Annotated in this window: 17 protein-coding genes; 14 read left to right on the top strand and 3 right to left on the bottom strand. The window is 47.3% G+C overall.

All coding sequences use genetic code 11. From position 1 onward, the window contains the following. Positions 1 to 68: 68 nt before the first annotated feature. The 4 genes from recC to A3K86_RS12545 all read left to right on the top strand — a co-directional run bounded on the left by recC (position 69) and on the right by A3K86_RS12545 (position 10,302). A complete protein-coding gene (gene recC / locus A3K86_RS12560; RefSeq protein ID WP_068331471.1) occupies positions 69 to 3,530 on the top strand; it encodes an exodeoxyribonuclease V subunit gamma in 3,462 nt (1,153 codons plus the stop codon). A gap of 353 nt (positions 3,531 to 3,883) precedes the next feature. After that, positions 3,884 to 7,480 carry an exodeoxyribonuclease V subunit beta gene (recB, locus tag A3K86_RS12555; RefSeq protein WP_068331469.1) on the top strand — a complete coding sequence of 1,199 codons (3,597 nt, stop codon included), beginning with the start codon at positions 3,884 to 3,886 and terminating at the stop codon, positions 7,478 to 7,480. Further along, entirely contained in the window at positions 7,473 to 9,536 is a 2,064-nt protein-coding gene (gene recD, locus A3K86_RS12550; RefSeq protein ID WP_068331467.1) for an exodeoxyribonuclease V subunit alpha, read from the top strand. Before recB ends, recD begins: the two co-directional genes overlap by 8 nt. Positions 9,537 to 9,750: 214 nt before the next feature. After that, the gene (locus A3K86_RS12545; protein WP_068331465.1) at positions 9,751 to 10,302 is read left to right on the top strand and encodes a hypothetical protein; all 552 of its coding nucleotides are present in this window, start codon (positions 9,751 to 9,753) and stop codon (positions 10,300 to 10,302) included. A 68-nt stretch (positions 10,303 to 10,370) separates the two neighbouring features. Here the strand turns inward: A3K86_RS12545 and argA are convergent, their stop codons facing one another. Beyond that, positions 10,371 to 11,696: an amino-acid N-acetyltransferase gene (gene argA / locus A3K86_RS12540; RefSeq protein ID WP_068331463.1), complete on the bottom strand. Its 1,326-nt coding sequence runs from the start codon at positions 11,694 to 11,696 to the stop codon at positions 10,371 to 10,373. A 150-nt stretch (positions 11,697 to 11,846) separates the two neighbouring features. On the opposite strand from argA, the gene A3K86_RS12535 reads away from it, so the two are divergent. From A3K86_RS12535 to tcdA, 6 genes are all read left to right on the top strand, one after another. Beyond that, entirely contained in the window at positions 11,847 to 12,236 is a 390-nt protein-coding gene (locus tag A3K86_RS12535) for a DUF2850 domain-containing protein (protein ID WP_068331461.1), read from the top strand. 395 nt (positions 12,237 to 12,631) lie between these two features. After that, positions 12,632 to 13,105 carry a TadE/TadG family type IV pilus assembly protein gene (locus A3K86_RS12530; RefSeq protein WP_068331459.1) on the top strand — a complete coding sequence of 158 codons (474 nt, stop codon included), beginning with the start codon at positions 12,632 to 12,634 and terminating at the stop codon, positions 13,103 to 13,105. Positions 13,106 to 13,108: 3 nt separating this feature from the next. Beyond that, positions 13,109 to 13,699, top strand: a complete 591-nt coding sequence (gene tadF / locus A3K86_RS12525; protein ID WP_068331457.1) for a tight adherence pilus pseudopilin TadF — start codon at positions 13,109 to 13,111, stop codon at positions 13,697 to 13,699. Positions 13,700 to 13,702: 3 nt separating this feature from the next. Next, positions 13,703 to 15,427, top strand: coding sequence for a TadE/TadG family type IV pilus assembly protein (locus A3K86_RS12520; RefSeq protein ID WP_068331455.1), 1,725 nt, complete (start codon positions 13,703 to 13,705; stop codon positions 15,425 to 15,427). A gap of 164 nt (positions 15,428 to 15,591) precedes the next feature. Further along, positions 15,592 to 16,710, top strand: coding sequence for a murein transglycosylase A (gene mltA, locus A3K86_RS12515; RefSeq protein WP_068331453.1), 1,119 nt, complete (start codon positions 15,592 to 15,594; stop codon positions 16,708 to 16,710). 149 nt (positions 16,711 to 16,859) lie between these two features. After that, positions 16,860 to 17,669, top strand: a complete 810-nt coding sequence (gene tcdA / locus A3K86_RS12510; RefSeq protein WP_068331451.1) for a tRNA cyclic N6-threonylcarbamoyladenosine(37) synthase TcdA — start codon at positions 16,860 to 16,862, stop codon at positions 17,667 to 17,669. Positions 17,670 to 17,792: 123 nt separating this feature from the next. Here tcdA and csdE read toward each other — a convergent pair whose 3' ends face one another. Together csdE and csdA are read right to left on the bottom strand one after the other, a co-directional pair. Further along, positions 17,793 to 18,221 (bottom strand): cysteine desulfurase sulfur acceptor subunit CsdE, encoded by a 429-nt coding sequence (gene csdE / locus A3K86_RS12505; protein WP_084406596.1) that lies wholly within the window; start codon positions 18,219 to 18,221, stop codon positions 17,793 to 17,795. A gap of 9 nt (positions 18,222 to 18,230) precedes the next feature. Continuing rightward, positions 18,231 to 19,451 carry a cysteine desulfurase CsdA gene (gene csdA, locus A3K86_RS12500; protein ID WP_068331447.1) on the bottom strand — a complete coding sequence of 407 codons (1,221 nt, stop codon included), beginning with the start codon at positions 19,449 to 19,451 and terminating at the stop codon, positions 18,231 to 18,233. Positions 19,452 to 19,824: 373 nt separating this feature from the next. On the opposite strand from csdA, the gene A3K86_RS12495 reads away from it, so the two are divergent. The 4 genes from A3K86_RS12495 to rlmM are packed head-to-tail and all read left to right on the top strand — an operon-like array spanning position 19,825 to position 22,929. After that, positions 19,825 to 20,736 carry a transcriptional regulator GcvA gene (locus A3K86_RS12495; protein WP_068331446.1) on the top strand — a complete coding sequence of 304 codons (912 nt, stop codon included), beginning with the start codon at positions 19,825 to 19,827 and terminating at the stop codon, positions 20,734 to 20,736. Next, on the top strand, positions 20,726 to 21,403 hold the full coding sequence (locus tag A3K86_RS12490) for an alpha/beta family hydrolase (RefSeq protein WP_068331444.1): 678 nt from the start codon (positions 20,726 to 20,728) through the stop codon (positions 21,401 to 21,403). The genes A3K86_RS12495 and A3K86_RS12490 overlap by 11 nt, the downstream gene beginning before the upstream one ends. 12 nt (positions 21,404 to 21,415) lie before the next feature. Then, positions 21,416 to 21,850, top strand: coding sequence for a DUF423 domain-containing protein (locus A3K86_RS12485; protein ID WP_068331442.1), 435 nt, complete (start codon positions 21,416 to 21,418; stop codon positions 21,848 to 21,850). After that, complete coding sequence (rlmM, locus tag A3K86_RS12480; protein ID WP_068331439.1) at positions 21,847 to 22,929, top strand: 23S rRNA (cytidine(2498)-2'-O)-methyltransferase RlmM; 1,083 nt, start codon at positions 21,847 to 21,849, stop codon at positions 22,927 to 22,929. Before A3K86_RS12485 ends, rlmM begins: the two co-directional genes overlap by 4 nt. The last annotated feature ends 76 nt before the right edge of the window (positions 22,930 to 23,005 follow it).

Here is a 23,005-nt window from a genome sequence, read left to right as displayed (position 1 = left end):
TCTATTTGCTGCTCGGCAATGATTGGTAGACAATTCCTATAACATTCTCTTTTTCGTGAGATATCTGCGTGTTTACTGTCTATCACTCTAATCAGCTTGATATGCTGAAATCCCTTCTGGTTGAATTAATCCGTCTTCAGCCGCTTGATAATCCCTTTGAGCAAGAACAAATCCTAGTGCAAAGCCCAGGGATGTCGCAATGGCTCAAACTGGAATTGGCGAAGTCGTTTGGGGTTGCGGCCAATATCACGTTCCCACTGCCAGCGACGTTTATTTGGACCATGTTTACCAAGGTACTGAGTGATGTCCCTGAGCGCAGCGCGTTCAACAAAGAGGCCATGACGTGGAAGCTGATGGAAGTGCTGCCGACCCAGTTGGCGTTAGAGGAGTTTGAGCCATTACGTCGTTACCTTGAAGGGGATGAAGATGGCTTGAAGATTTACCAGTTGGCCGAGAAAATTGCAGATATCTTCGACCAATATTTGGTATACCGCCCTGAATGGATCCAACAATGGGAAGCAGGGGAAACCGTTGCCGAGCTTGGCGATGAACACCCGTGGCAGCCGATGTTATGGCAGGCATTGTACGACCATACCTTGTCGCTCGGTCAGTCACCGTACCACCGTGCTAACTTGTACGAGCATTTCATTGAAACCCTAGAAAACTATGCTCAAACCAGCGGCACCTTGCCAGAAGGACTGCCAAAGCGTTTGTTTGTCTTTGGTATCTCATCGCTGCCACCGCGTTATATGGATGCCTTGGCTGCACTCGGCGAGCACATTGATGTCCACTTGATGTTCACCAACCCGTGTCGTTATTACTGGGGTGAAGTGCGCGATCGTAAATACCTTGCCCGTTTAGCGGCAAAGCGCCGTTTGCAGGTGAAATGGTTGGATGATCATAGTGAGCATGGCGATTTAACCGATCAGCTAAAAGGCAGTATCGAAGATAACGTGATCGATGAAATGCACACCGATGCGGTGGGTAACAGCTTGTTGGCCTCAATGGGCAAGCTGGGGCGTGATAATCTGTTCCTGTTATCGGAGATGGAAGCCAATGAAATCGAAGCTTTTGTCGATATTGAACCCGATACTTTATTGCATTCGATCCAAGCCGATATTTTGAATTTAGACGATCGTCAAAACGACGATATTCTCGATTCCAGCCACCATAAGCTAACCATTCAACCTGACGATCACTCGCTCTCGATCCAAGCGTGTCATAGCCCGATGCGTGAAGTCGAAGTGCTGCACGATAAATTATTAGCGATGTTCGACGCAGATAGCAGCTTAAAGCCGCGTGATGTCATAGTGATGGTGTCAGATATCAACGCGTACAGCCCTGCGATCCAAGCGGTGTTTGGTAATGCGCCGGGGAATCGCTATATCCCGTTCTCAATTTCCGACCGTACCGCCGAGCAAGAAAACCCGATCCTGCTTGCGTTCTTGCGCTTACTTACCTTGCCTGAAAGCCGTTGTCAGGCTTCCGAGTTGTTGGAGCTATTAGAAGTGCCAGCGGTGATGGCGAAATTTGGTTTTGATAGCCAGAGCTTTGACAAAGTTAAGCGCTGGATCGAAGAGGTTGGCGTACGTTGGGGCTTAGATAGTCACACCGCGAGCCAGTTCGATTTACCGCCGCAGCAACAAAATACATGGTTGTTTGGTATTCAGCGCATGTTGCTTGGCTATGCCATGCCGTACGAAGCGGGCCTATTTGATGGCATTTCTGCTTACGATGAAGTGCAAGGTTTGGATGCCGAACTTGCTGGTCAATTGGCGAGTTTTATCGACAAACTTGTCGATTATCGCCACGGCTTAGCGCAAGCCCAATCCGTCGCTGATTGGACGGCAACCCTGAACCAACTGCTTGATGATTTCTTTGCGGTTGAGCTCGAAGGAGAGCTCGTATTGAAGTCGATCCGCGATTGTTTGCATCGTTTGCAAGAGCAATTAGATGATGCCAACTATCGTGCACTGATTTCACCGCAAGTGCTGACCGAGTACCTGACCAGCAAACTCTCGGGTGAGCGTGTCAGCCAACGTTTCCTTGCCGGACAAGTGAACTTCTGTACCTTGATGCCAATGCGTTCGATCCCGTTTAACGTGGTGTGTTTGCTAGGGATGAACGATGGTGCTTACCCGCGCAGCATGCCTGCTGAAGGGTTTGACTTAATGGACGGGCGCACCAAAGCCGGTGACCGTTCTCGCCGTGACGACGACCGTTACCTGTTCTTAGAAGCGGTGCAATCGGCGCAGCAGACTTTGTATATCAGCTATGTTGGCCGCTCAATTCAAGATAACACCGAGAAAGTCCCTTCAGTGTTGGTCAGCGAGCTGGTGGAGTATTGTCAGCAAGGCTATTGCTTAGCTGGTGATGAAGCGCTCGCGGTCGATCAATCGGCTGATAAGCTCAAAGCGCACTTATTCCACCATCATGCCTTGGTCCCATTTAGCCCGAGCGCTTTCCGCGGGCAGTTTGCCAGTTATGCGGCGGAATGGTTGCCAGCGGCAGAGCGCCAAGGACAAGCCGCCAGTGCGTTCCAGCTAACAGCCCTCGAATCAGAGCCCCTGCCAGACGACAAAGTATTGGAACTTGATTTAGCCGAATTGCAGCGATTTTGGCGTTTACCTGTGCGTTATTTCTTTAATCGTCGGTTAAAAGTTTATTTTGAACCGCCAATGGCCGTGACCGAAGATGATGAGCCTTTTACTTTAAACGGCTTGGATGGTTATCAGATGCGTGAACAGCTATTACAGCAATTGCTGGACGCCAAGCTTACAAATGCTGATGAAGAGCAGGTGTTCACCCTGTTTGCCGCGCAGCAAAAGGCTGCGGGACGCTTGCCTGTTGGAGCCTTTGGTGATTTGGATTTGGCTGCGACTCGTAGCGAAGTTGAAACCATTTCTGAGGACATTTATCCCCTTATTCATGCGCCACTTGCCGATCACGAAGTGGATCTGACGTTCCAGTATCAGGGGCATACCGTGAAGCTGCAAGGTTGGCTCAAGCAGTATTATCAATCGGGTTTAGTGCGTTATCGAAGTGGTAAGGTGCGCTCGCAAGATCTGCTCACTGCTTGGTTTGATCACCTTTGTCTCGCTGCAAGTGCCAATGGCTCGGGTGCGGACAGTGGCAAAGTGAGTCATGTTATTGGTAATGGTGAGCATCGTCGTTTGCTGGCCATTGATGCCGAGCAAGCCAAGCAATACTTGCAAGAAGCGATTGAGCTGTATTTTGATGGTTTAAATCAGCCGCTACCGTATTTCCCGAAAACGGCTTTGGCTGGGATCCAAGCCCATTTTGATCGCAAAGGTAACTGGCTTGATGATGATGAAACCGAGCAAAAAGCCCTGAAAAAAATGGCAGATACCTTTAACGATGGTTACTTGTTTGCCGGGGAAGGTGCCGATAGTTACATCGCGCGCGTTTGGCCGATGTGGGATGAAAATTTAGCGACCGACGCAGCACGGCTGGCTAGCAGAATATTGCAGGCCGCGGTGATAAATAGTGAAAGTGTCGAAAAAGAGTAGGGATGTAGTGTGGCCGCCAGCAAATCATTCTTATTTGTAGGGTGTTCGCTGTACGGCCACTGGTCCAGAGGTGACCATATTTCTTGCCGGCGATACTACCCAATGCTATGGCGTTAAACTGTGAGAAAACTCTCACATCAATAGAAAGCATAATAATCCCGACGGCTTAACTTTTAATTCTAAGCCATTGATCACACTCAAGAGTGATGAGTGGTAACTGAACAATATGCTGAGCTTAATCAGCAAGGTGAAGTGCATGACACCGACAATATTTAACGGGCAGCGCTGGACAGGGCGTTTACCGTCGTCATTAACGACTCATTCAATCAATAAGGTAGAAAAGGACAACGGGGATGAATAATCAAGCAAATACCCTTCACCCGATGACATTTCCGCTCCACGGTGCGCGTTTGATCGAGGCATCGGCGGGGACGGGAAAGACCTTTACCATTGCGAGCTTATACCTGCGGTTATTGCTAGGTCATGGCAGTGCCGATAGCCGCCATCATACCGAGTTGAACGTGGATCAGATCTTGGTGGTTACCTTTACGGAAGCGGCAACCGCTGAGCTGCGCGATCGTATCCGTGCCCGTATTCATGATGCACGACTGGCGTTTAGTCGTGGGGTGAGTGACGATCCTGTGATCCAGCCATTGTTGGCAGAAATTAGCGATCACAAAACGGCAGCCCAGATCTTATTGCAAGCCGAACGCCAAATGGATGAAGCGGCGATCTACACCATTCATGGTTTCTGTCAGCGAATGTTGACCCAGAATGCGTTTGAGTCGGGCAGCCGTTTTAACAATGAATTTGTGACCGATGAAAGCCAGCTCAAAAGCATGGTGATAGCGGATTATTGGCGTCGAACCTTTTACCATTTACCTCATGCGCTGGCACAAGAAGTGCGTAATGTGTGGGCATCACCTGCGGCGCTATTGGCTGATATCGGTGGTAGCTTAACTGGTGCACCAGTGAAGCTCAGCGTGGAAGCGATGACGGATTCATTGGCGGAACTTCACCAGACTAATTTGCAGCGCATTGATGCGCTTAAAGCTCAATGGCGAGAGCACCAAGCCGATTTTGAAGCCTTGATTGCGGGCTCTGGGGTTAACAAACGCAGCTATACCAAAAAGAGTTTGCCAACATGGCTGGCACAGGTGAATGAGTGGGCTGCGACGCCAACCCATGATTATGAGTTGCCCGATAAACTGGAGCGCTTTCACCAGCAAGTCTTGATTGAAAAATCTAAAGACAATCCGCCACAGCACCCGGTATTTGTTGAGGTAGGGGAGTTTTTAGACTCACCTGCGAACTTGCGCGATCCACTACTGGCGCATGCGATTCAAGAATGTCGTCAGTTATTGGCGCAGGCGAAATCGCGCAAAGGTTGGCTGTCGTTCGATGATTTGCTGACTCAGCTTTCAGCGGCGATTGATAACGACAGTGAGCAGTTGTTGGTCGAGCGTATTCGAGGCCAGTATCCGGTAGCGATGATCGATGAATTCCAAGATACCGATCCGCTGCAATACAGTATTTTCAGTAATATCTATACCACAGATGACGCGCAACAAGCTGGCTGCGGTCTGTTTATGATCGGCGATCCGAAACAGGCGATCTATGCATTCCGTGGCGCCGATATTTTTACCTATATCCAGGCTCGCCGTCAGGTGACCGATCACTACACCTTGGGAACCAACTGGCGCTCAACTGCCGATATGATTGCCTCGGTGAATCAGGTGTTTGAGTTTCCTGATAGCCCGTTTATGTACGATCAAGACATTCAGTTCTTGCCTGTTGCCCATAGCCCGAAAGCGCCAACCCGTAGCTGGTGGCTCAACGGGGAATCACAGCATGCCCTGACATTTTGGTTGCATGATAGCCAAGATGATAAACCCGTTACCAAAGGGGAATACCAAACTGTAATGGCAGCGGCGACAGCGGCGAAGATCCAAGATATTTTGACTCAATCGCAGCAAGAGACCGCTTTTTTCCAAGATAAAGACAGCAAGAAGTCAATTCAGGCTGGTGATATTGCGGTATTGGTTCGTACGGGTAGCGAAGGCAAATTGATCCGTCAGGCACTGGCCGAACAAGGTATCGCCAGTGTGTATTTATCAAACCGCGATAGTGTGTTTGGTAGCTATGAAGCGGCAGATATCCAACGCTTACTACAAGCGGTACTAACACCGGAAAACGATCGCGCTTTGCGAGCGGCACTCGCTTCGAGCTTGTTTGCTTACACGGCGGCTGAGTTAGATCAGCTAAACAATGATGAAAACCGGTGGGAAAACGCAGTTACCGAGTTTAAAGACTACCGTAAATTATGGCTAAGCCGTGGCGTGATGCCGATGCTTCGCGCAGTAATGAGTCGTAACCAAATTGCAGAACGTTTGTTGGCAGAAGAGGGCGGTGAGCGTCGTTTGACCGATTTACTGCACATTGGTGAACTGCTGCAAGAAGCCAGTCAAACGCTAGATAGTGATTACGGTTTGCTGCGTTGGTTGGCAGAGCATGTGGCTGAGCCAAATGGCAACGCTGAGGATCAAATCCAGCGGTTGGAATCTGAACGTAACTTGGTGCAAATCGTTACTATCCATAAATCGAAAGGTTTGGAATACGATCTGGTCTTCATGCCGTTTGTGTGTAGTTACCGCCAAGCCAGCGAAGCTAAATACCACGATGAAGCTCAGCACACCACGATTCTAGATATTACCGCGCAACCAGACTCGCTAGAAAAAGCCGATAAAGAACGTTTAGCGGAAGACTTACGTTTGATTTACGTTGCTCTGACTCGCGCTGTGTACGGCTGTTTTGTTGGGATGACCCCGATCCGTAATGGTCGAGCGACCAAAGGACCAACTGGGCTGCATTTATCTGCCATGGGGTACTTAGTACAGAACGGTCAAGAGGGCGAGATAGCAGCGCTAGAGCTGGCGTTAGCAAAACTGGCTCAAGAGTCGTCGGCGATCACCGTGGATTCTCCACCAGTGCTTAGCGATGAAAAATGGCAGCCACTGACTGAGCAAGGACCAACGCTCGCGGCTAGTCATTTTCAAGCGGATATCGAGCGAAACTGGTGGATGACCAGCTATTCAAGCTTGGTCAAACAGGGACATCAACACTCCTACGACAGTAGTTTTGATTTACCGGGTTTTGATAGTGACTCGGCGCAAGAAGCAACGACCGCGGATGAAGAGCATCATATTGAGCTTGAGCCGGAATACTCGATTTACACTTTCCCACGCGGTGCGCGTCCGGGTACTTTCCTACATACCGTGTTTGAGGAAATTGAGTTTACCGCGCCAGTCGATAGCCCAGAAACCGTGGCGACTTTGACCGAGTTATTAGTAAAAGAAAACTATGAGCTCGCTTGGCTGCCAGTTTTACAGCAATTGATCCGCCAAGTGATGGGTTGTGCGTTAGACGGCGATGCGTTGCGTTTAGGCGAGAAAACCCCTTCGCAGCGTTTGACAGAGATGGAGTTCTTACTGCCGATCGAGTTGCTATCGGCCCCTATGCTAACCAAGGTGATTGCCAAGCACGATCAGGTGTCAGCCAAAGCGGGTGAGTTAGGTTTTGCTACAGTAAGCGGCATGCTTAAAGGTTTTATCGACTTGGTATTTGAGCATCAAGGCAAATATTACGTGCTCGACTGGAAATCAAACCACTTGGGTGATGACCCTTCTGTGTACCACGGTCAGCAGCTGGTCGAGGCGATGCGTGATCACCGCTATGATTTACAGTATCAAATCTATGCCTTGGCGCTGCAGCGTTTCCTAAGAAGCCGAATTCCAGATTACGATTACGACACGCATTTTGGTGGCGTGTATTACCTCTTCTTGCGTGGGATCACCGCCGAAGGTAACAGTGGTATCTTCCATGCCAAGCCAAGTGAGCAGTTACTCACAGAGTTGGAAAAACTGATTGATGGAGAGCAAATCGATGCTTAAGCGATTACATGAATTGACCAAGCAAGGTGTGCTGCGTCCATTGGATTATCAGTTTGCTAAATTTGTTGCTCAGCACTGTCAGAGTTCACCGCAAGACACGCCGACGCAGGCTGTCGCGACATTGGCAGCGGCTTGGGCCAGTTACGAATTGGGTAAAGGTAATGTGTGCTTGGTGCTGAATGAAAAAAGTGCTCAGCGGGTGATGGATTTACCGCCGAAGTACACTGCTGCCTTGCTGGATGGGTTGCCAGATATTACCACTTGGCCGCAATTGTTAGCGGATTTGCCAGTGGTGTCGTCTGGTGATCTTGCTACCCCTTTGGTGCTTACGGCTCCACGCTTGTACCTTCATCGTTACTGGCATTATGAGCAAGTGGTCGCTAACAAACTGACCCATGCCGCGCAATTTCACCAGCCTGCGCCAACGATGGCAAAGGTGTTAGATGATCTTTTCCCGCGCACTTATGGCTATTTGTTTGAAGCGCTCGCTAAGTTGAAAGCCGAAGGCAATGACAATGCCGAGATACGCCAAGATCAGGTGTGTGACAAGCTCGATATTGTTAATAGTGCAGCGTTAGATTGGGCTGCGGTAGATGCGGTGTTAACCCAAGCAGAGCAAATAGGAGATCTAGCTGCGCTCGATAAGTTAGTGCCTACTTCGGTGTGCCTAAATTGGCAGAAAGTGGCAGCGGCAATGGCGTTAACCCGCCAGTTTGCAGTGATTTCCGGAGGTCCGGGTACGGGTAAAACCACCACGGTGGCAAAACTGTTGGCGGCATTGGTGATGGAAGCCAATCTCGCGTCAGACCACGAAGCGCCAACAATCAAACTGGTTGCGCCAACAGGGAAGGCAGCGGCACGCTTGACTGAGTCTATCGGTTCGGCGGTTAAGTCATTGCCTGTTGAAAGTGACATCAAAGCCTTGATCCCCACTCAATCGAGTACCATTCACCGTTTGCTGGGGGCGATTCCCAATAGCGTCGATTTTCGTCATCACCGTGATAACCCTCTTCACTTGGATGTACTGGTGGTTGATGAAGCATCAATGATTGACTTGCCGATGATGGCAAGGTTGCTTGATGCCTTACCGCCTCATGCCAAATTGATTTTATTGGGCGATAAAGACCAATTAGCCTCGGTTGAGGCAGGGGCTGTGTTAGGCGATATTTGTGATTTTATCGACCAAGGCTATAGCTCTGCTCAGGCTCAACAATTGAGCATGCTAACGGGCTACCATTTACCTGCAGGCGCAGCGGCAACCAGCGTGATTGCAGATAGTTTGTGTATGCTGCGCAAGAGTTACCGTTTTCATGCCAAATCAGGTATCGGTCAACTGGCGAAGGCCATCAATAGTGGTAAATCCGCCTTGGTAGATAAGGTGTGGCAGCAAGGTTTTGCTGATATCCGCCAATACCCATTGTCGGCTGATAACTATCAAACCATGATCAAAATGACGGTTAACTTTTACCGAGATTATCTGGATTTGATCGAGCAACAAGCCTCACCGTCAGAGGTGCTAAATGCGTTTGCGCAAGTGCGCTTGTTATGTGCTCTGCGTGAAGGGGATTTTGGCGTGACAGGTCTGAATCAGCGGATTGAGCGCGGCCTTGAACGTGTAGGTAAAATCAGTACCAGCGAAGATACTTGGTATCTTGGCCGACCTGTGATGATCACCCGCAACGACCACGGTTTAGGGCTATATAACGGTGATATCGGCATTGCTATGTACGAACCGAGTGAGCCTGGGGTGAAGCCGCGATTAAGGGTGTATTTTGAAATGCCCGATGGCAGCATCTACGGGGTACTACCGAGTCGTTTGCCTGAGCATGACACGGCTTATGCGATGACAATCCACAAATCGCAGGGCTCAGAGTTTGCTGATACGTTAATGGTGCTACCAAACGAATACAGCCCGATTTTGACCCGCGAATTGGTGTACACCGGCGTTACACGTGCTAAAGCGCGCTTACACTTCTTCGCCCAACCTGATGTGGTGAGCCGCGCTGTGCGTATTTGTACCGACCGCGCCAGTGGTTTGGCTCAGTTGTTAGGGTGATTGGGTCTTTGTCATTGAATAACGTTGTTGCCTTATTCGGATTGAGTAGGGCAATTATTGATGTTTCTATTGACGAAAGCGTCACACGATGAGCGTATTGGTTGCATGTTCACAAGGTATTATCGATAGCTAACTCCATGAATTGTAATGATAATGTTTAATGATTTCTGCTTTGCTGCATCATGATGAGGTTCTGTCATGATTAAGGAAAGTTATGAAACCATTACTTCTTACCTCTCTGTTAGCTATCGCACTACCTACGTTTGCTGCAGATGGTTCGGCAACTGATTTAAGTTTTGATCAATACGTTCAACAACACTCTGAGTCGATTGAGCAGCTAGATGCGTCGGGTATGGAGCCACAAGCTTACGCTTCTAGCCGTGAGTTGGTTATTTGTGGTGTCTATTCAAATCCACCTTCTGGCTATGCTATCACGCGTTACACTCGAAGCTACTCATGTGATAGTGGTTGGGGAAATGATCCAAATGCCATTGTAGCGACTAAATTACATACCTCTTCAAAATACACCATTTGTACTGATGACATGCCTGCGAACTGGGTGATCACCGCCAATGATAGAACGAGTTCGTCATGTCGTCTTTCAACGACAGGCCGTGGCGATAGTTATAATATTCGCTATAAATCAGGTCGTTCTATGCATGTTTGTAGTGATTCGCCGATCCCTTCGGGTTATTACGTGGCAGATGACAATGTGAAGAATTGGGATTGTAAGGGCGATCATGGCAAGCTGATCAAGCGTTACTAGTCCTAACTCAAAGGCTCATTAAATAATGAGCCTTTTTTGATCAAGGTGAGGGAAAGACTGAGCGCAGACTATAAGTCCAAAACGAGGATTTTTGAGCGGCGCTGGAAGTTGTATAACGCTTGTTTTTCCATTGGTAGTTTCTCGACTTTGCACTCCACAAAGCCTTGCTCTCGAAACCAGTGCAGACTTTGAGTAGTGAGCACAAACAGCTGTTTGATCCCTTGCTCCTTGGCTTGTTGGCGTAAGCGGTTGAGCAGTAGATTACCACGGTCGCCATCGCGAAAATCAGGGTGCACAGCCACGCATGCCATCTCAGCCATTTTATCTTCTGGGAAAGGGTACATGGCGGCACAACTAATGATTAATCCGTCCCGCTCAATAATGGTAAAGCGCTCAATTTCTTGCTCCAGTTGTTCACGAGAGCGGCGCACCAAAATTCCTTGTTGTTCTAATGGCTGAATGAGCTCGAGGATCCCGCCAATATCATCAATCCCTGCTGCTCGCACTTTTTCCGCACTCGCCATTACGATTTGCGTACCAATACCATCAAGAGAAAATAACTCTTGGATCAGGGCGCCATCTTCTTGGTAACTGATCAAGTGGCTACGTGGTACGCCAGCACGACAAGCACTAATGGCACCGCGAAGAAAGCGACCTGTGCCACTGTTTTCTTGGTTGATGGTGCTCAGGCGCTGCAGAGCGATTTCAGCCTCATTGGGTAACAGTTCGGAGAGCACGGTTCCTGTGTCATCGATCACACCTTGCTCGGAGCAAAAGCCAATTAGCTTGTCCGCCTTTAACTTTATCGCTAATTGGGTCGCTACTTCTTCAGAGGTAAGGTTAAAACACTCGCCAGTTACTGAGCTGGCAACTGGACCAAGTAAGACAATGGCGTTTTGGGCAAGTTGACGATGGATACCATCGCAGTCGATACGACGTATTCGGCCGCTGTGAATATAGTCCACCCCATCATTGACCCCTAAAGGTTGAGCAATCACAAAGTTACCGCTGAGGACATTGATTTGCGAACCCGCCATTGGGGTGTTATTGAGCCCCATTGAAAAACGTGCCGTAATATCGAGCTGGAGATGACCTGCGGCTTGCTTTACTATATCGAGCGCTCGCTCGTCTGTGACGCGGATCCCTTTATGGTAAGGTGTTGAATATTCGTGGAGAGTGAGTAAAGCATTAATCTGCGGTCGTGCGCCATACACCACAACGATGCGTAACCCCAAGCTATTGAGTAGGGCAATGTCGTTGACGATGTTGGTGAAGTTAGGGTGTTCGATAGCTTCGCCGCCGAGCATAACCACAATGGTTTTACCCGCGTGAGCATTGACATAAGGGGCGGATTGGCGAAACCCCTTAACGAGTTCCATGCTGCGATTTTTCAAAATTTACGTCCGTGTAAAAGAGTGTTCTAACCAGTGTCGCCAATATTTTTTTTTGCTTCAAGATCCCGTTATTGATTCTTGAATAAATATTTATTTCTCATCCGTGGTATTAAACCACGTACTCGTAAAGGTTAGACGTTAGATAGTAGTATGAGCCAAGCCCCTAAGCCTTCTAAAAAGTCCAATCGTAAACTCCAAGCTACCTTCTTACTTGGTATCTTGATGAGTGGGTTAACCTTTGCTGGTTTAGTTACAAGCGATGTGATCCCATACGAATGGCTGCTACCTGAGCCGCCAGCGAATATCAATGGTGTTTGGGTTGAGCAGGCGGTTGCTGACTATGCTTCTGAGAGCTTTGAAGTGCGTTCTGACGGGGTCTATGTGAATGGTCGCGTGGCGAGTACGCATTATGAATGGGATGGTAACGAATTAAGTTATCAGTATGGTGATGAAAAGTACGTGTATTCTTATTTCTCTGGAGAGTTCATGCGAAAGTCACCGTCGCACTACGTCTCTGTGTTCTCGCGCCAAGTACTTTAGTCAAAAGTGCTTTAGTTTTCTCCTTCCCTAGTAAAAAAATCTTTTTTATCGCCGCGAATAATTGGGTTATATCTGACTCTTAAATTAGCGAAGTTAATTCGTGAACTCTATTTATTGATTTGTCAGTACAGCTGAAAACAACCTCTGAATGCGATTAAATATATTGTTCGTGTATAAATAATAAATATCTATAGTTTATATTTTTCAATGGCTTAGTTAGTTGTTACTAATTTGTGCTGTTATTTTATACAAGCTAAATATATCTGGTAGATATTATTAGGCTGCTCAAACCTCTCTTGTTTCATATTTACTTTTTTGTAGACTGCATTTTCTGTTACGTCATAAATTTGACATCTTGTCGTCGTGGTATGCCAAATAGAGATGCATTATTCAATATGAAAAAGAACTATCGTTCGCAGCAAGGGGTTGCAAGTATCGAGTTTGCGTTAGGTTTTCTAGCCCTGTGGTTTCTAACCATAATGATCATGGATATTGGGCTTAGAAACTACACGATAGCGGTAGTGAATTTTGCGGCTTCTGAAGTGACCCGAGATATCAAAGTATTAAAGATCGGCACTGAAGATGAGTTTGAGAAAGCTTTTGAAAAACAGCTGCAGAAAAACGCATTCTCTTTGTGGGGGATCATGAGTAAAAACGACAGTTTTGTCGTTGATATGAAGTTATATCCTAACGTTGCATCTCTTGCTCAAGACCATAGTTTGCATAGCCTGAATGCCTCTCAAGTGCCAATAGCCTCTTATCAGTTGACCTATACCTATAAGCCTCTCATTCGTTTTGGTGATTACACCGAATTTCCCATTCACCGTGAGGTGATTGCGGTACAAGAGTTTGGCCGTCGCGAGGTATAAATCATGATGGTTATAAATAATAATAAGCAGCGCGGCTCAGTAGCGATTGAATTAACGTTTGTCTTAGGTGCACTAGCGATGTGCATGATGTTTGCTGGCGATCTTGCTGCAAAAATGACGATTCAAGGTGAGCTCGATAATTTGAGTTATTCGATGGTCAATATTATTCGCGATCGTAGTGCGTTGTATTCGACGCCACATGCTAAAAAAGTGCGAGAAGAATTATCAAAAGCTGACGCGGCACAAATAGATCGCATTGTTCGCAGTACCTTATCGCGTCAACGTGTGGGTTTTAGTGAGCATAAATATGCCTTGATTGTCGAGGGTGCGCAATTTTATAACGCGGCGAGTAAAGATATTCCGCCGAGTATTAAAAATTACGACATCTTTCAATTTGGTAATCGACAGTTATCTTGCGATGTTTTAGATAAATCTGAATTTACTACGTTAGCGCCTTATACCAATAAAAAGCGTTATATGCCGATGTATCGGGTAACGGTTTGCTACGAAAGCCCCGATTTATTCCAACGTTTTGCGCAGTCATCAAGCCAACCCATCGTGATTCGCTCTTCCAGCATCAATGTAGGACGTTAATTTATGCATTTAATAAAACGACAGTCTGGCGTGGCTGCGATTTGGTTCGTGTTAATTTTCATTGCGTTAGCGAGTTTAACGGCACTGGGTGTAGAAGGGGCGCGTTATTTAAATAATAAAGCACGCTTAGGTGATGCATTGGAGACGGCGTCTTTATTATTGGCAGCCCAAGAAGCCAAAGTAACGGAAGATGACAAAAACCATGCGTTGGTGACTAAGGTGGCACGCAGTTATTTACCGGATGCCGAGACTAAACTGCCCGCATTAAATATTGAGTATAAGAGCGGAGAAGAAGAGGTTAATGTTGGCGGGAAAAAGCTGACTGCTGAATTTCTGGAATACAAAGTTGCAGCCTCGACTGAGCATGATTCTTGGATGGACATGGCTGGCGTTCCTTCTTTTGATGAAACTCAGCAAGTTGCCAATTTTGCGGCTTCAAAAAAAGTGTCGATGCAATCAGGTGTGGGTGATGTTTTTCTGGTGATGGATCATTCTATGAACATGAATATGAATACATGTCAGATCCAATATGCACCTAATCATTATCGTTTACAGACCGCCAAGTTATTTGTTTCCCACCAAATTGCCCATGAGTTTATTAATCGAAAACTGGGTAAATCGGTTGATAAAACTAAAGACGATATTGAGCCTATCGAAGGCAATGTTGCTATTTTTCCTTTTGATACTCGTACCTCTCACTCTGACAATGACGGTGCACAGTTGGCTGTATGCCAAAATCACTTGGACTTTTATTCGGCAGCTGAAGAAAAACATGTGAATGGATTGGGTGTCGCCAAAGGATTTGGTGAGCTCAACTGGAATGATAGTGCGATCAAGTGGCAAGATTTACGGTCAGTTAAGAATCGCAAGGATGACTATGGAATTTATGTTTCAGAAACTTTCGATAGTCGTTCGCCAATTAGTTGGTTACCTGATGCCGAAAAGCATATCGATTACCAACAAACGATCCATACCTTAGACTCTCGAAGTTCGTTGGCAGATACGACACGCGAGTCTGGCTTGATGTCATTTCCTCATAATCGCTTATGCCGAGGAAACTTTAGGTCGGTTTCGGTGGCGGATCAAAAATACAACACGAGTACGGAGAAGGTCAGTAATTACCTTGGCTTGATTAATACTTTTACCTCGAATTCGTATCAAACACAATCGGTCGGTGATGAGTTGGATAAGTATATTGGTGGTTGGAGCGCATCATATCAAGGCATATTACAGGCGTTGAACGATTATCATCATCACGGTGATAAAGAAAAGCAGTCGACCATGGTTTTTATTCTTGGTGGTGGTGATCGACCTAACCGCACCGATAAGGTGACTTATAAAGATGGTAATGTGATCGACCATTCTCAAATTTTAAAAAAATTGAGTGAGCGTGGGTTATGTAAAAAGATTGCAATGGATTATCCAAATTTGTCACTGTTTGCGATTGGGATTGATGTTGATCCGAAAACCTTGCCTGGGGTCACGAAAGCGCAAGGTGGCTGTGTCGAGCCAAAAAATACCGCTACGATTATGCATAAGAAAGCTTCGGGTACCGAAGGTTCAAACGGTGCGTGTTGGGGCGGCCACTCTTCTGTAGGCACGAACTTCCGCTTAACGGGGTATGGTATTTCAACCATTAGCGATATTGTTAGTGCCGGCTTAGATGCTGCTGGTGCTGCGGGAGAAAAAGAAGAAATCGGTAGTATTTATAATCGTCGAGCTCAGTAGAGATTTTGCAGGTTCGAGGGCTTTACAACCCTGATGGATGGTAGTTTTGTCGGAATCAATATTTCCATACAAAATACTGACCTGCTTTTTACAATCAACCTAGTTCGAATTTGAACTGGCTTGTTATACTTGTTGTTGATTTATTTAACTTATATAGGCTTATCGTGGTTCGTCACTTAACTCTTGCATTGTGCATTCTAGGTTTGGCAGGTTGTGCCAAGCCCACTGATCGAGGTCAGCAATATATTGATGGCGAATTTGAGCAGGTATTGAATAAAGTCGATACCATTCAATCAGATAAAATCCGCGATTACAGCCAGTTCGACGCGCAAATGATGAAGGTGGTGGAGCGTTCGCCATCGATGGCAGAGAAGTTCTTCCCTCTGTATAACCAGATTCAAAGCTGGGCGGTGTTGTCTGGCGATCCTGCGAAGTTAGCTGATTACGGTATTCAAGCCGCGCAAATGGGCGGCGGTGATGGTTACGGTAACGTAATGTTTACGGGGTATTTCTCACCTGTGATTGAGCTTCGCCATCAAGCTGACGAGACATTTAAATACCCTGTTTACGGCATGCCTGAGTGTGACGGCAAGTGTCCAACACGCGCTGAAATTAATAGCGGTGTGCTGTTAGGAAAGCAATTGGAACTCGGCTACAGTGCGTCGATGCTGGATGTGTTCATGATGGAAGTGCAGGGTAGTGGCTTTGTTCATTTCGATGATAACGACCAGCTGCAATATTTCGCTTATGCGGGTAAAAATGGTCACCCTTATGTCAGCATTGGCCGCATTTTGATTGAACGTGGTGAAGTGCCTCGCGAGAAAATGTCATTGAAAGCGATTGCTGAGTGGGTCGAGCAACAAGATGAAGCGACAGTACGTGAACTGCTAGAGCAAAATCCATCGTATGTCTTCTTTAAGCCGCAAGATAGCTTGGATGTCATGGGAACTGCGGGGATCCCACTGCAAGCGCATGCCTCGGTTGCGGCGGATCGTGAATACTTGCCAATGGGCAGTGTGATTTTAGCGGAAGTGCCTCAGTTGGACGCAGAAGGTAACTGGAACGGTCAACATGTACTGAAGCTGTTGATGGCACTGGACACTGGTGGTGCGGTGAAAAAGAACCATTTGGATCTATACCACGGTATGGGGGAACAAGCAGGTATCGATGCTGGACATTACAAGCATTTTGGTCGTGTGTGGAAGCTAGGGTTACCAAATACCGCGACGGAAAACCCTTGGGATGTACCAGCGCAGCAATCAGCACCAGCGACGAAGCAATAAGCGACAGATATAAAAGAGTTGTTTATACGATGGTATCGGTGTGGATTACGCCCTTGGGCGACATCAGGTATAATCTGGACAATTGAGAACAGAGCGCGTATAACACGCGCTCCTTCTTTATCTGAACGACTTAAAGCAGTGAACCCCTTATGCGCGAATTAGATACCCCAGCATCAGACAGTTACAACCAACGTTTTGGTGGCACCCGTCGCCTTTACGGTAATAGTGAAGTAGAAATTTACCGAGCAGCACACGTATGTGTGATTGGTATCGGTGGGGTAGGTTCATGGGCGGCCGAAGCGTTAGCGCGTTCAGGTATCGGTGAGCTGACATTGATTGATATGGATGACGTGTGTGTGACCAACATTAACCGTCAAATCCATGCGATGACAGGCACCGTAGGTCAAAGCAAAATTGAAGTGATGGCTGAGCGTATCAAGTTGATCAACCCTGAGTGTAAGGTTAACTTGATCGATGATTTTATTACGCCTGATAACGTGCGTGAGTATCTCGATGGTCGTTATGATTACATCTTGGATGCCATTGACAGCATGAAGCCAAAAGCGGCACTGCTAGCGCATTGTAAGAGTAACAAATACAAGGTGATCACCACAGGTGGTGCTGGTGGTCAAACCGATCCAACTCAAATTCAAATCACGGATTTGACGAAGACGATTCAAGATCCGCTAGCGAAGAAGCTGCGTGATACTTTGCGTCGTCACCATAACTTCCCAACTAATCCAAAGCGTAAGTTTGGTATTGATTGTGTGTTCTCGACCGAACAGTTGAAATACCCACAAGCGGATGGTTCGGTATGTAATATGAAGGCTTCTGCGGAAGGTCCAAAACGTATGGACTGTGCGAGCGGTTTTGGCGCAGCTACCATGGTAACGGCGACCTTTGGTTTTGTGGCGGTATCACGCATTTTGCAAAAGCTGGTACAAAAGCACCTAAAATAACTTTCCCGTACTAACTGCATACTAAAAAGCGAGAGCCCTATGGACTCTCGCTTTTTTGATCAAATCTTCGGTATTCGCTTACTTGTTATAGCAGATGGCAATACAAGGTATCCAATCTAGCGATTACGCAGTGGCGAGCCGCTTGATTTGCTCCACAATGGCTTTTAAGCCATTACCACGCGATGGACTTAAATGATCTATCAGCCCTAAATCAGCAAAGTAGCTATCAATATCAAACGCGGCAATTTCATCGGCTGTTTTGCCTTCATACACGGCTAAGACTAAGGTGATCAAGCCGCGCACAATACGTGCATCAGAGTCCGCTGCAAAATGGAATACTTCATTTTGTTTGGCATGAACCAACCAAACTTGGCTTTCACAGCCGCTTACCGTGACATTGTCTTGTTTATATTCATCAGGTAAAGCCGGCAGCTTTTTCCCTAGTTGAATTACATTGCGGTAGCGATCTTCCCAGCCTTTCGCGCTTTGCATTTGCGCGACAATGTCAGTTGCCGTGATCTCAGTACCGAAAGGGTGGTGAGGTAATGTCATGATAATTCCTTACAACAAGCTACACGCTTTGTGCAATGCAGCGATAAAGCGATCGATATCGCTTTCAGTATTATAGAGCGCAATCGACACCCGTAAGGTGCCTGCCAATCCTAATGCATCGAGCATTGGGTGAGCACAGTGGTGACCTGCACGCAAAGCAACACCTTGTTGATCTAATAGGGTCGCGATGTCTTGGTGGTGAACGCCGTCAACCACGAACGAAAATAAACTCGCATCGGGCTGTAAGCCAACAAAGCGCAAATCTTCAATATCTTTAATGCCGTCGATTGCACGCTGACGCAGAGCCGCAATATGTTGCTCGGCTTGCTGGTGATCGAATTGATTGTGCCACTCAATGGCAGCGGCTAAGCCAAGGCTACCTGCCACGTTGGGGGTACCCGCTTCAAATTTACCCGGTACGCCAGAGAAAGTGGTGCCAGCAAAGGTTACTTTTTCCACCATTTTACCGCCGCCGTGCCAAGGTGGCATGGCTTCGAGTAATGCTAGTTTGCCATATAGCACCCCGATCCCTGCTGGGGCATATAGTTTGTGGCCAGAGAAAACGTAAAAATCCGCATCCAGCGCTTGGACGTCCACTTGCTCATGCACCACTGCTTGAGCGCCGTCGACAACCACAACTGCGCCGTATTGATGGGCAAGCGGGATCATCTGTTCAATCGGATTACGGGTGCCGGTCACATTGGTGATTTGCGCCACAGCCACAATCTTGGTGTTGGCGTTGAGCAACTGCTCATAGGCTGCCATATCCAAAGTGCAATCGGCTGTCATTGGAATTTTCACCACCTTGGCACCGGTTTGCTCTGCCACGATTTGCCACGGCACGATATTGGCGTGATGCTCAAGTTCGCTCACTAAAATCTCATCACCCGGCTTTAGGTTTTGACGAGCATAAGTTTGAGCAATTAAGTTGAGGGCTTCGGTTGCGCCGCGCGTCCATACGATCTCACGGTTACTGGCGGCATTGAGAAAATGCTGCACCGTTTCACGTGCTTGCTCGAACTTGGCGGTCGCTTTGGCGGTTAGCGAATGGCTGCCACGGTGAACATTGGCGTTTTGACCGCTGTAATAATTTTTGATCGCATCGATCACCACTTGCGGCTTTTGCGCGGTTGCTGCGCTGTCTAAATACACTAAAGGCTCACCGTTACTTTCTTGATGAAGAGCGGGAAATTGAGCGCGAATTGTATCGATCGAAAATTGAGCCGTCATGGTGGATCACTTGCTGATAAAAGAAGGGGCGCAATTGTACTAAATCTCGCGGGATTTGGGTATGGAGCACGGTGGTGGTAAGAAAAAGATAAAAAAATAGCACTGTGTTGGGGCACAGTGCTAAAAATGATTTTGACAGACAGGTCAAATATACAGGAAGTAAAATTGGTAGTTAAACTACCTATCCGATAGTGATCGGACAATATGCAAACACAACATCGCAACATTGGTTAGTACATATGCTAGAGAGCAAAAACCTTGCACTAGACCTCAGCTGCGAGACGAATAATAGGGATTATGTAGCACTTGGGCAATGGACAAATTATAATGATTACCATAAAAAAAACTAATGTTATAGCCAAGTAGGAAAAGTATGTCGAGACGATTACCACCGCTCAACTCATTAAAAGTATTTGAAGCCGCCGCCCGCCACCTAAGTTTTACTCGTGCAGCGGAAGAGCTATTTGTCACACAAGCAGCTGTAAGCCACCAAATTAAAGCACTTGAAGAATTTTTAGGGCTCAAATTATTTCGCCGTCGAAACCGCTCATTATTATTGACGGAAGAAGGGCAAAGTTATTTTCTCGATTTGAAAGACATCTTTTCTGCAATTTCAGATGCCACAGATAAGGTGTTAGAACGTGGTGCGAAAGGCGCATTAACCATTAGTTTACCTCCTAGTTTTGCTATTCAGTGGTTGGTACCTCGTTTAAGCGATTTTAATGAGAAGCACCCAGACATTGATGTGCGGATCAAAGCGGTGGATTTAGACGAAGGTTCATTGACCGATGATGTTGATGTGGCTATTTACTATGGACGTGGTAATTGGTCTGGACTACGTGTCGATAAGATGTATCAAGAGTTCTTGATGCCCGTGTGTTCGCCGATGCTGCTGAGCGGGCCCAAACCGTTGCATTCACTGGAAGATCTTAAGCTTCATACCTTACTTCACGATACTTCACGCAAAGAGTGGAAGAACTATGTACGCCAATACAATGTGGCGGGCACCAACGTAAACCAAGGACCTATCTTCAGTCACTCTACCATGGTGTTGCAGGCTGCGGTTCACGGTCAGGGGATTGCTTTGGGTAATAATGTACTGGCGCAGCCTGAGCTAGAAGCGGGGCGCTTGGTGTGTCCGTTTGATGAAGTGCTGCTAAGTAAAAATGCCTTCTATATTGTATGTCAGGAAAAACAAGCGGATACCGGTCGTATTCAAGTGTTCCGTGATTGGGTACTCACTAAAGCCGCTCGTGAGCAAGAGGACATGCCGGATGTCGACTAACACGTTACCAACCTACTTGATTGACGGTCCTGAGGCGGATGAAGCCAAAGCGACTTTTTTGTTTGCGCATGGCGCAGGGGCGGGGATGGATCACGAGTTCATGACGGCGATTGCCCAAGGTGTGGCTGCGCACGACATTCACGTGGTGCGGTTTGATTTTCCTTACATGGTGAAACGCCGCGAAGACGGCAAGAAGCGTCCGCCGGATCGCCAGCCTAAACTCTTGGTTGATTTTCAGTGTCATATTGTTGCGCATGCCAGCGACAAGCTGGTGATTGGCGGCAAATCCATGGGCGGTCGTATGGCAAGCTTAATGGTGAGCGATATCGCAGATGACACGCCAGAGGTAGCAAGCTGTCGTGATCAAGTGAAGGGCGTAGCATGTTTGGGCTTTCCGTTTCACCCTCCGGGTAAACCAGAGAACTTTCGTGGCGATCACCTAGCGACGATGCAAACACCCACACTGATCTTACAAGGTGAGCGCGATACTTTTGGTACCCGTGCCGAAGTGGAAGCATGGCAATACAGCGAAGCGGTTCAGACTGCTTTTTTGCCTGATGGCGATCATAGCTTCAAACCACGCAAAGCATCGGGTTTTACTGAGCAACAAAATCGTGACCAAGTCGTAAAGCAATTGGCCGACTTTATACTCGCGGCGGTGGCGTAAGGTAGGGTTTCGATGGCAACAGATTCAAGTTTGGATATTGCCACTTCGGCGCAGGCGATCAATCGCGCGCGTTGGATTTTGGTATTAGCTTGCGTCAGTGGTGCGCTCACCGTGATGTTAGGCGCCTTTGCTGCTCACGGTTTAAAGGCACAATTGTCGCCGTATTTGCTTGGGGTGTTTGAAACTGGGGTCCAATACCAAGGCATGCACAGCCTTGCGCTGGTGGGATGTGGATTATGGGCACGCATTCTGCCGTCAAAAGCTGTATTATACGCAGCTTGTTTTTTCGCAGCGGGTATTGTGTGCTTCAGCGGAAGCTTATACGCGCTGACGTTAACTGGGATTAAGTGGTTTGGTCCCATCACCCCATTGGGGGGATTTTGTTTTATTTTTGGCTGGGTAGCACTGATAGTCGCTGCTTGGCGTTCAGCTGAGGGTTCAAAGTGAATCACGTAATATTCTACTGTCGTCCAGGCTTTGAAAAAGAATGTGCCGGTGAAGTTCAAGACAAAGCAAACAATCTGGAGTTGTATGGTTTCCCTCGGGTGAAAAACAACAGCGGCTTTGTGGTATTTGAGTTTTATCAGCAAGGTGATGCTGAGAAGTTCATTAAAAATCAGCCATTCTCATCGTTGATTTTTGCGCGCCAAATGTTTGCTGCAATGCCATTGTTGCAAGATTTGCCGCAAGATGACCGCATTTCACCGATCTTAGAGGCGGTTGAAGAATTTCCTCGTTGTGGTGAACTGCGTGTTGAGACACCTGACACCAACGAAGCAAAAGAGCTATTGAAGTTCTGTCGTAAGTTCACAGTGCCGCTACGTCAGGCGCTACGTAAGAAAGATGTACTGTACGCGAAAGACAACAAGTGGAAGCCAGTACTGCACGTGTGCTTTATCGCACCAGGTTGCTGTTATGTGGGTTACTCGCTAACCAACAATAACTCGCAGTTCTTCATGGGTATTCCTCGTCTGAAGTTCCCTGCTGATGCACCAAGCCGTTCAACCCTAAAACTGGAAGAAGCGTTCCACGTATTCATTCCACGTGATGAGTGGGATCAACGCTTAGCTGCTGGTATGTGGGGTGTGGATTTAGGTGCGTGCCCGGGCGGTTGGACTTACCAACTGGTGAAGCGCTCTATGTTTGTTCACGCGATCGATAATGGTCAAATGGCGCAGAGCCTGATGGACACAGGTCAGGTGAAACACCACGAAGTGGACGGCTTTAAATTTGAGCCACCACGTAAGAACGTGACTTGGATTGTTTGTGACATGGTAGAAAAGCCTGCACGTGTTGCTCACCTAATGGGTGATTGGCTGATCAAAGCATGGGCGAAAGAAGCCATTTTCAACCTTAAACTACCAATGAAAGGTCGCTACGATGAAGTACTGCAAGATATCGAAAACCTGAAGCAGTACCTGATCCAAAACGGGGTGAAGTTTAATCTTCAAGCTAAGCACCTATATCACGACCGTGAAGAAATTACAGTGCACATTGAGCGCACCGATAACCGTTCAGCGCACTAATTGAGTTTGCATCCCTCGCGTAAAATGGCGCGACCAATGCAGAATCAATTGTATTGAGAACTAAACAAACGGCACT

The sequence above is a fragment of the Photobacterium jeanii genome (genome assembly GCF_001650345.1).
In the GTDB taxonomy this organism is placed as follows: domain Bacteria; phylum Pseudomonadota; class Gammaproteobacteria; order Enterobacterales; family Vibrionaceae; genus Photobacterium; species Photobacterium jeanii.
This window is presented reverse-complemented; position numbering and strand designations above follow the sequence as displayed.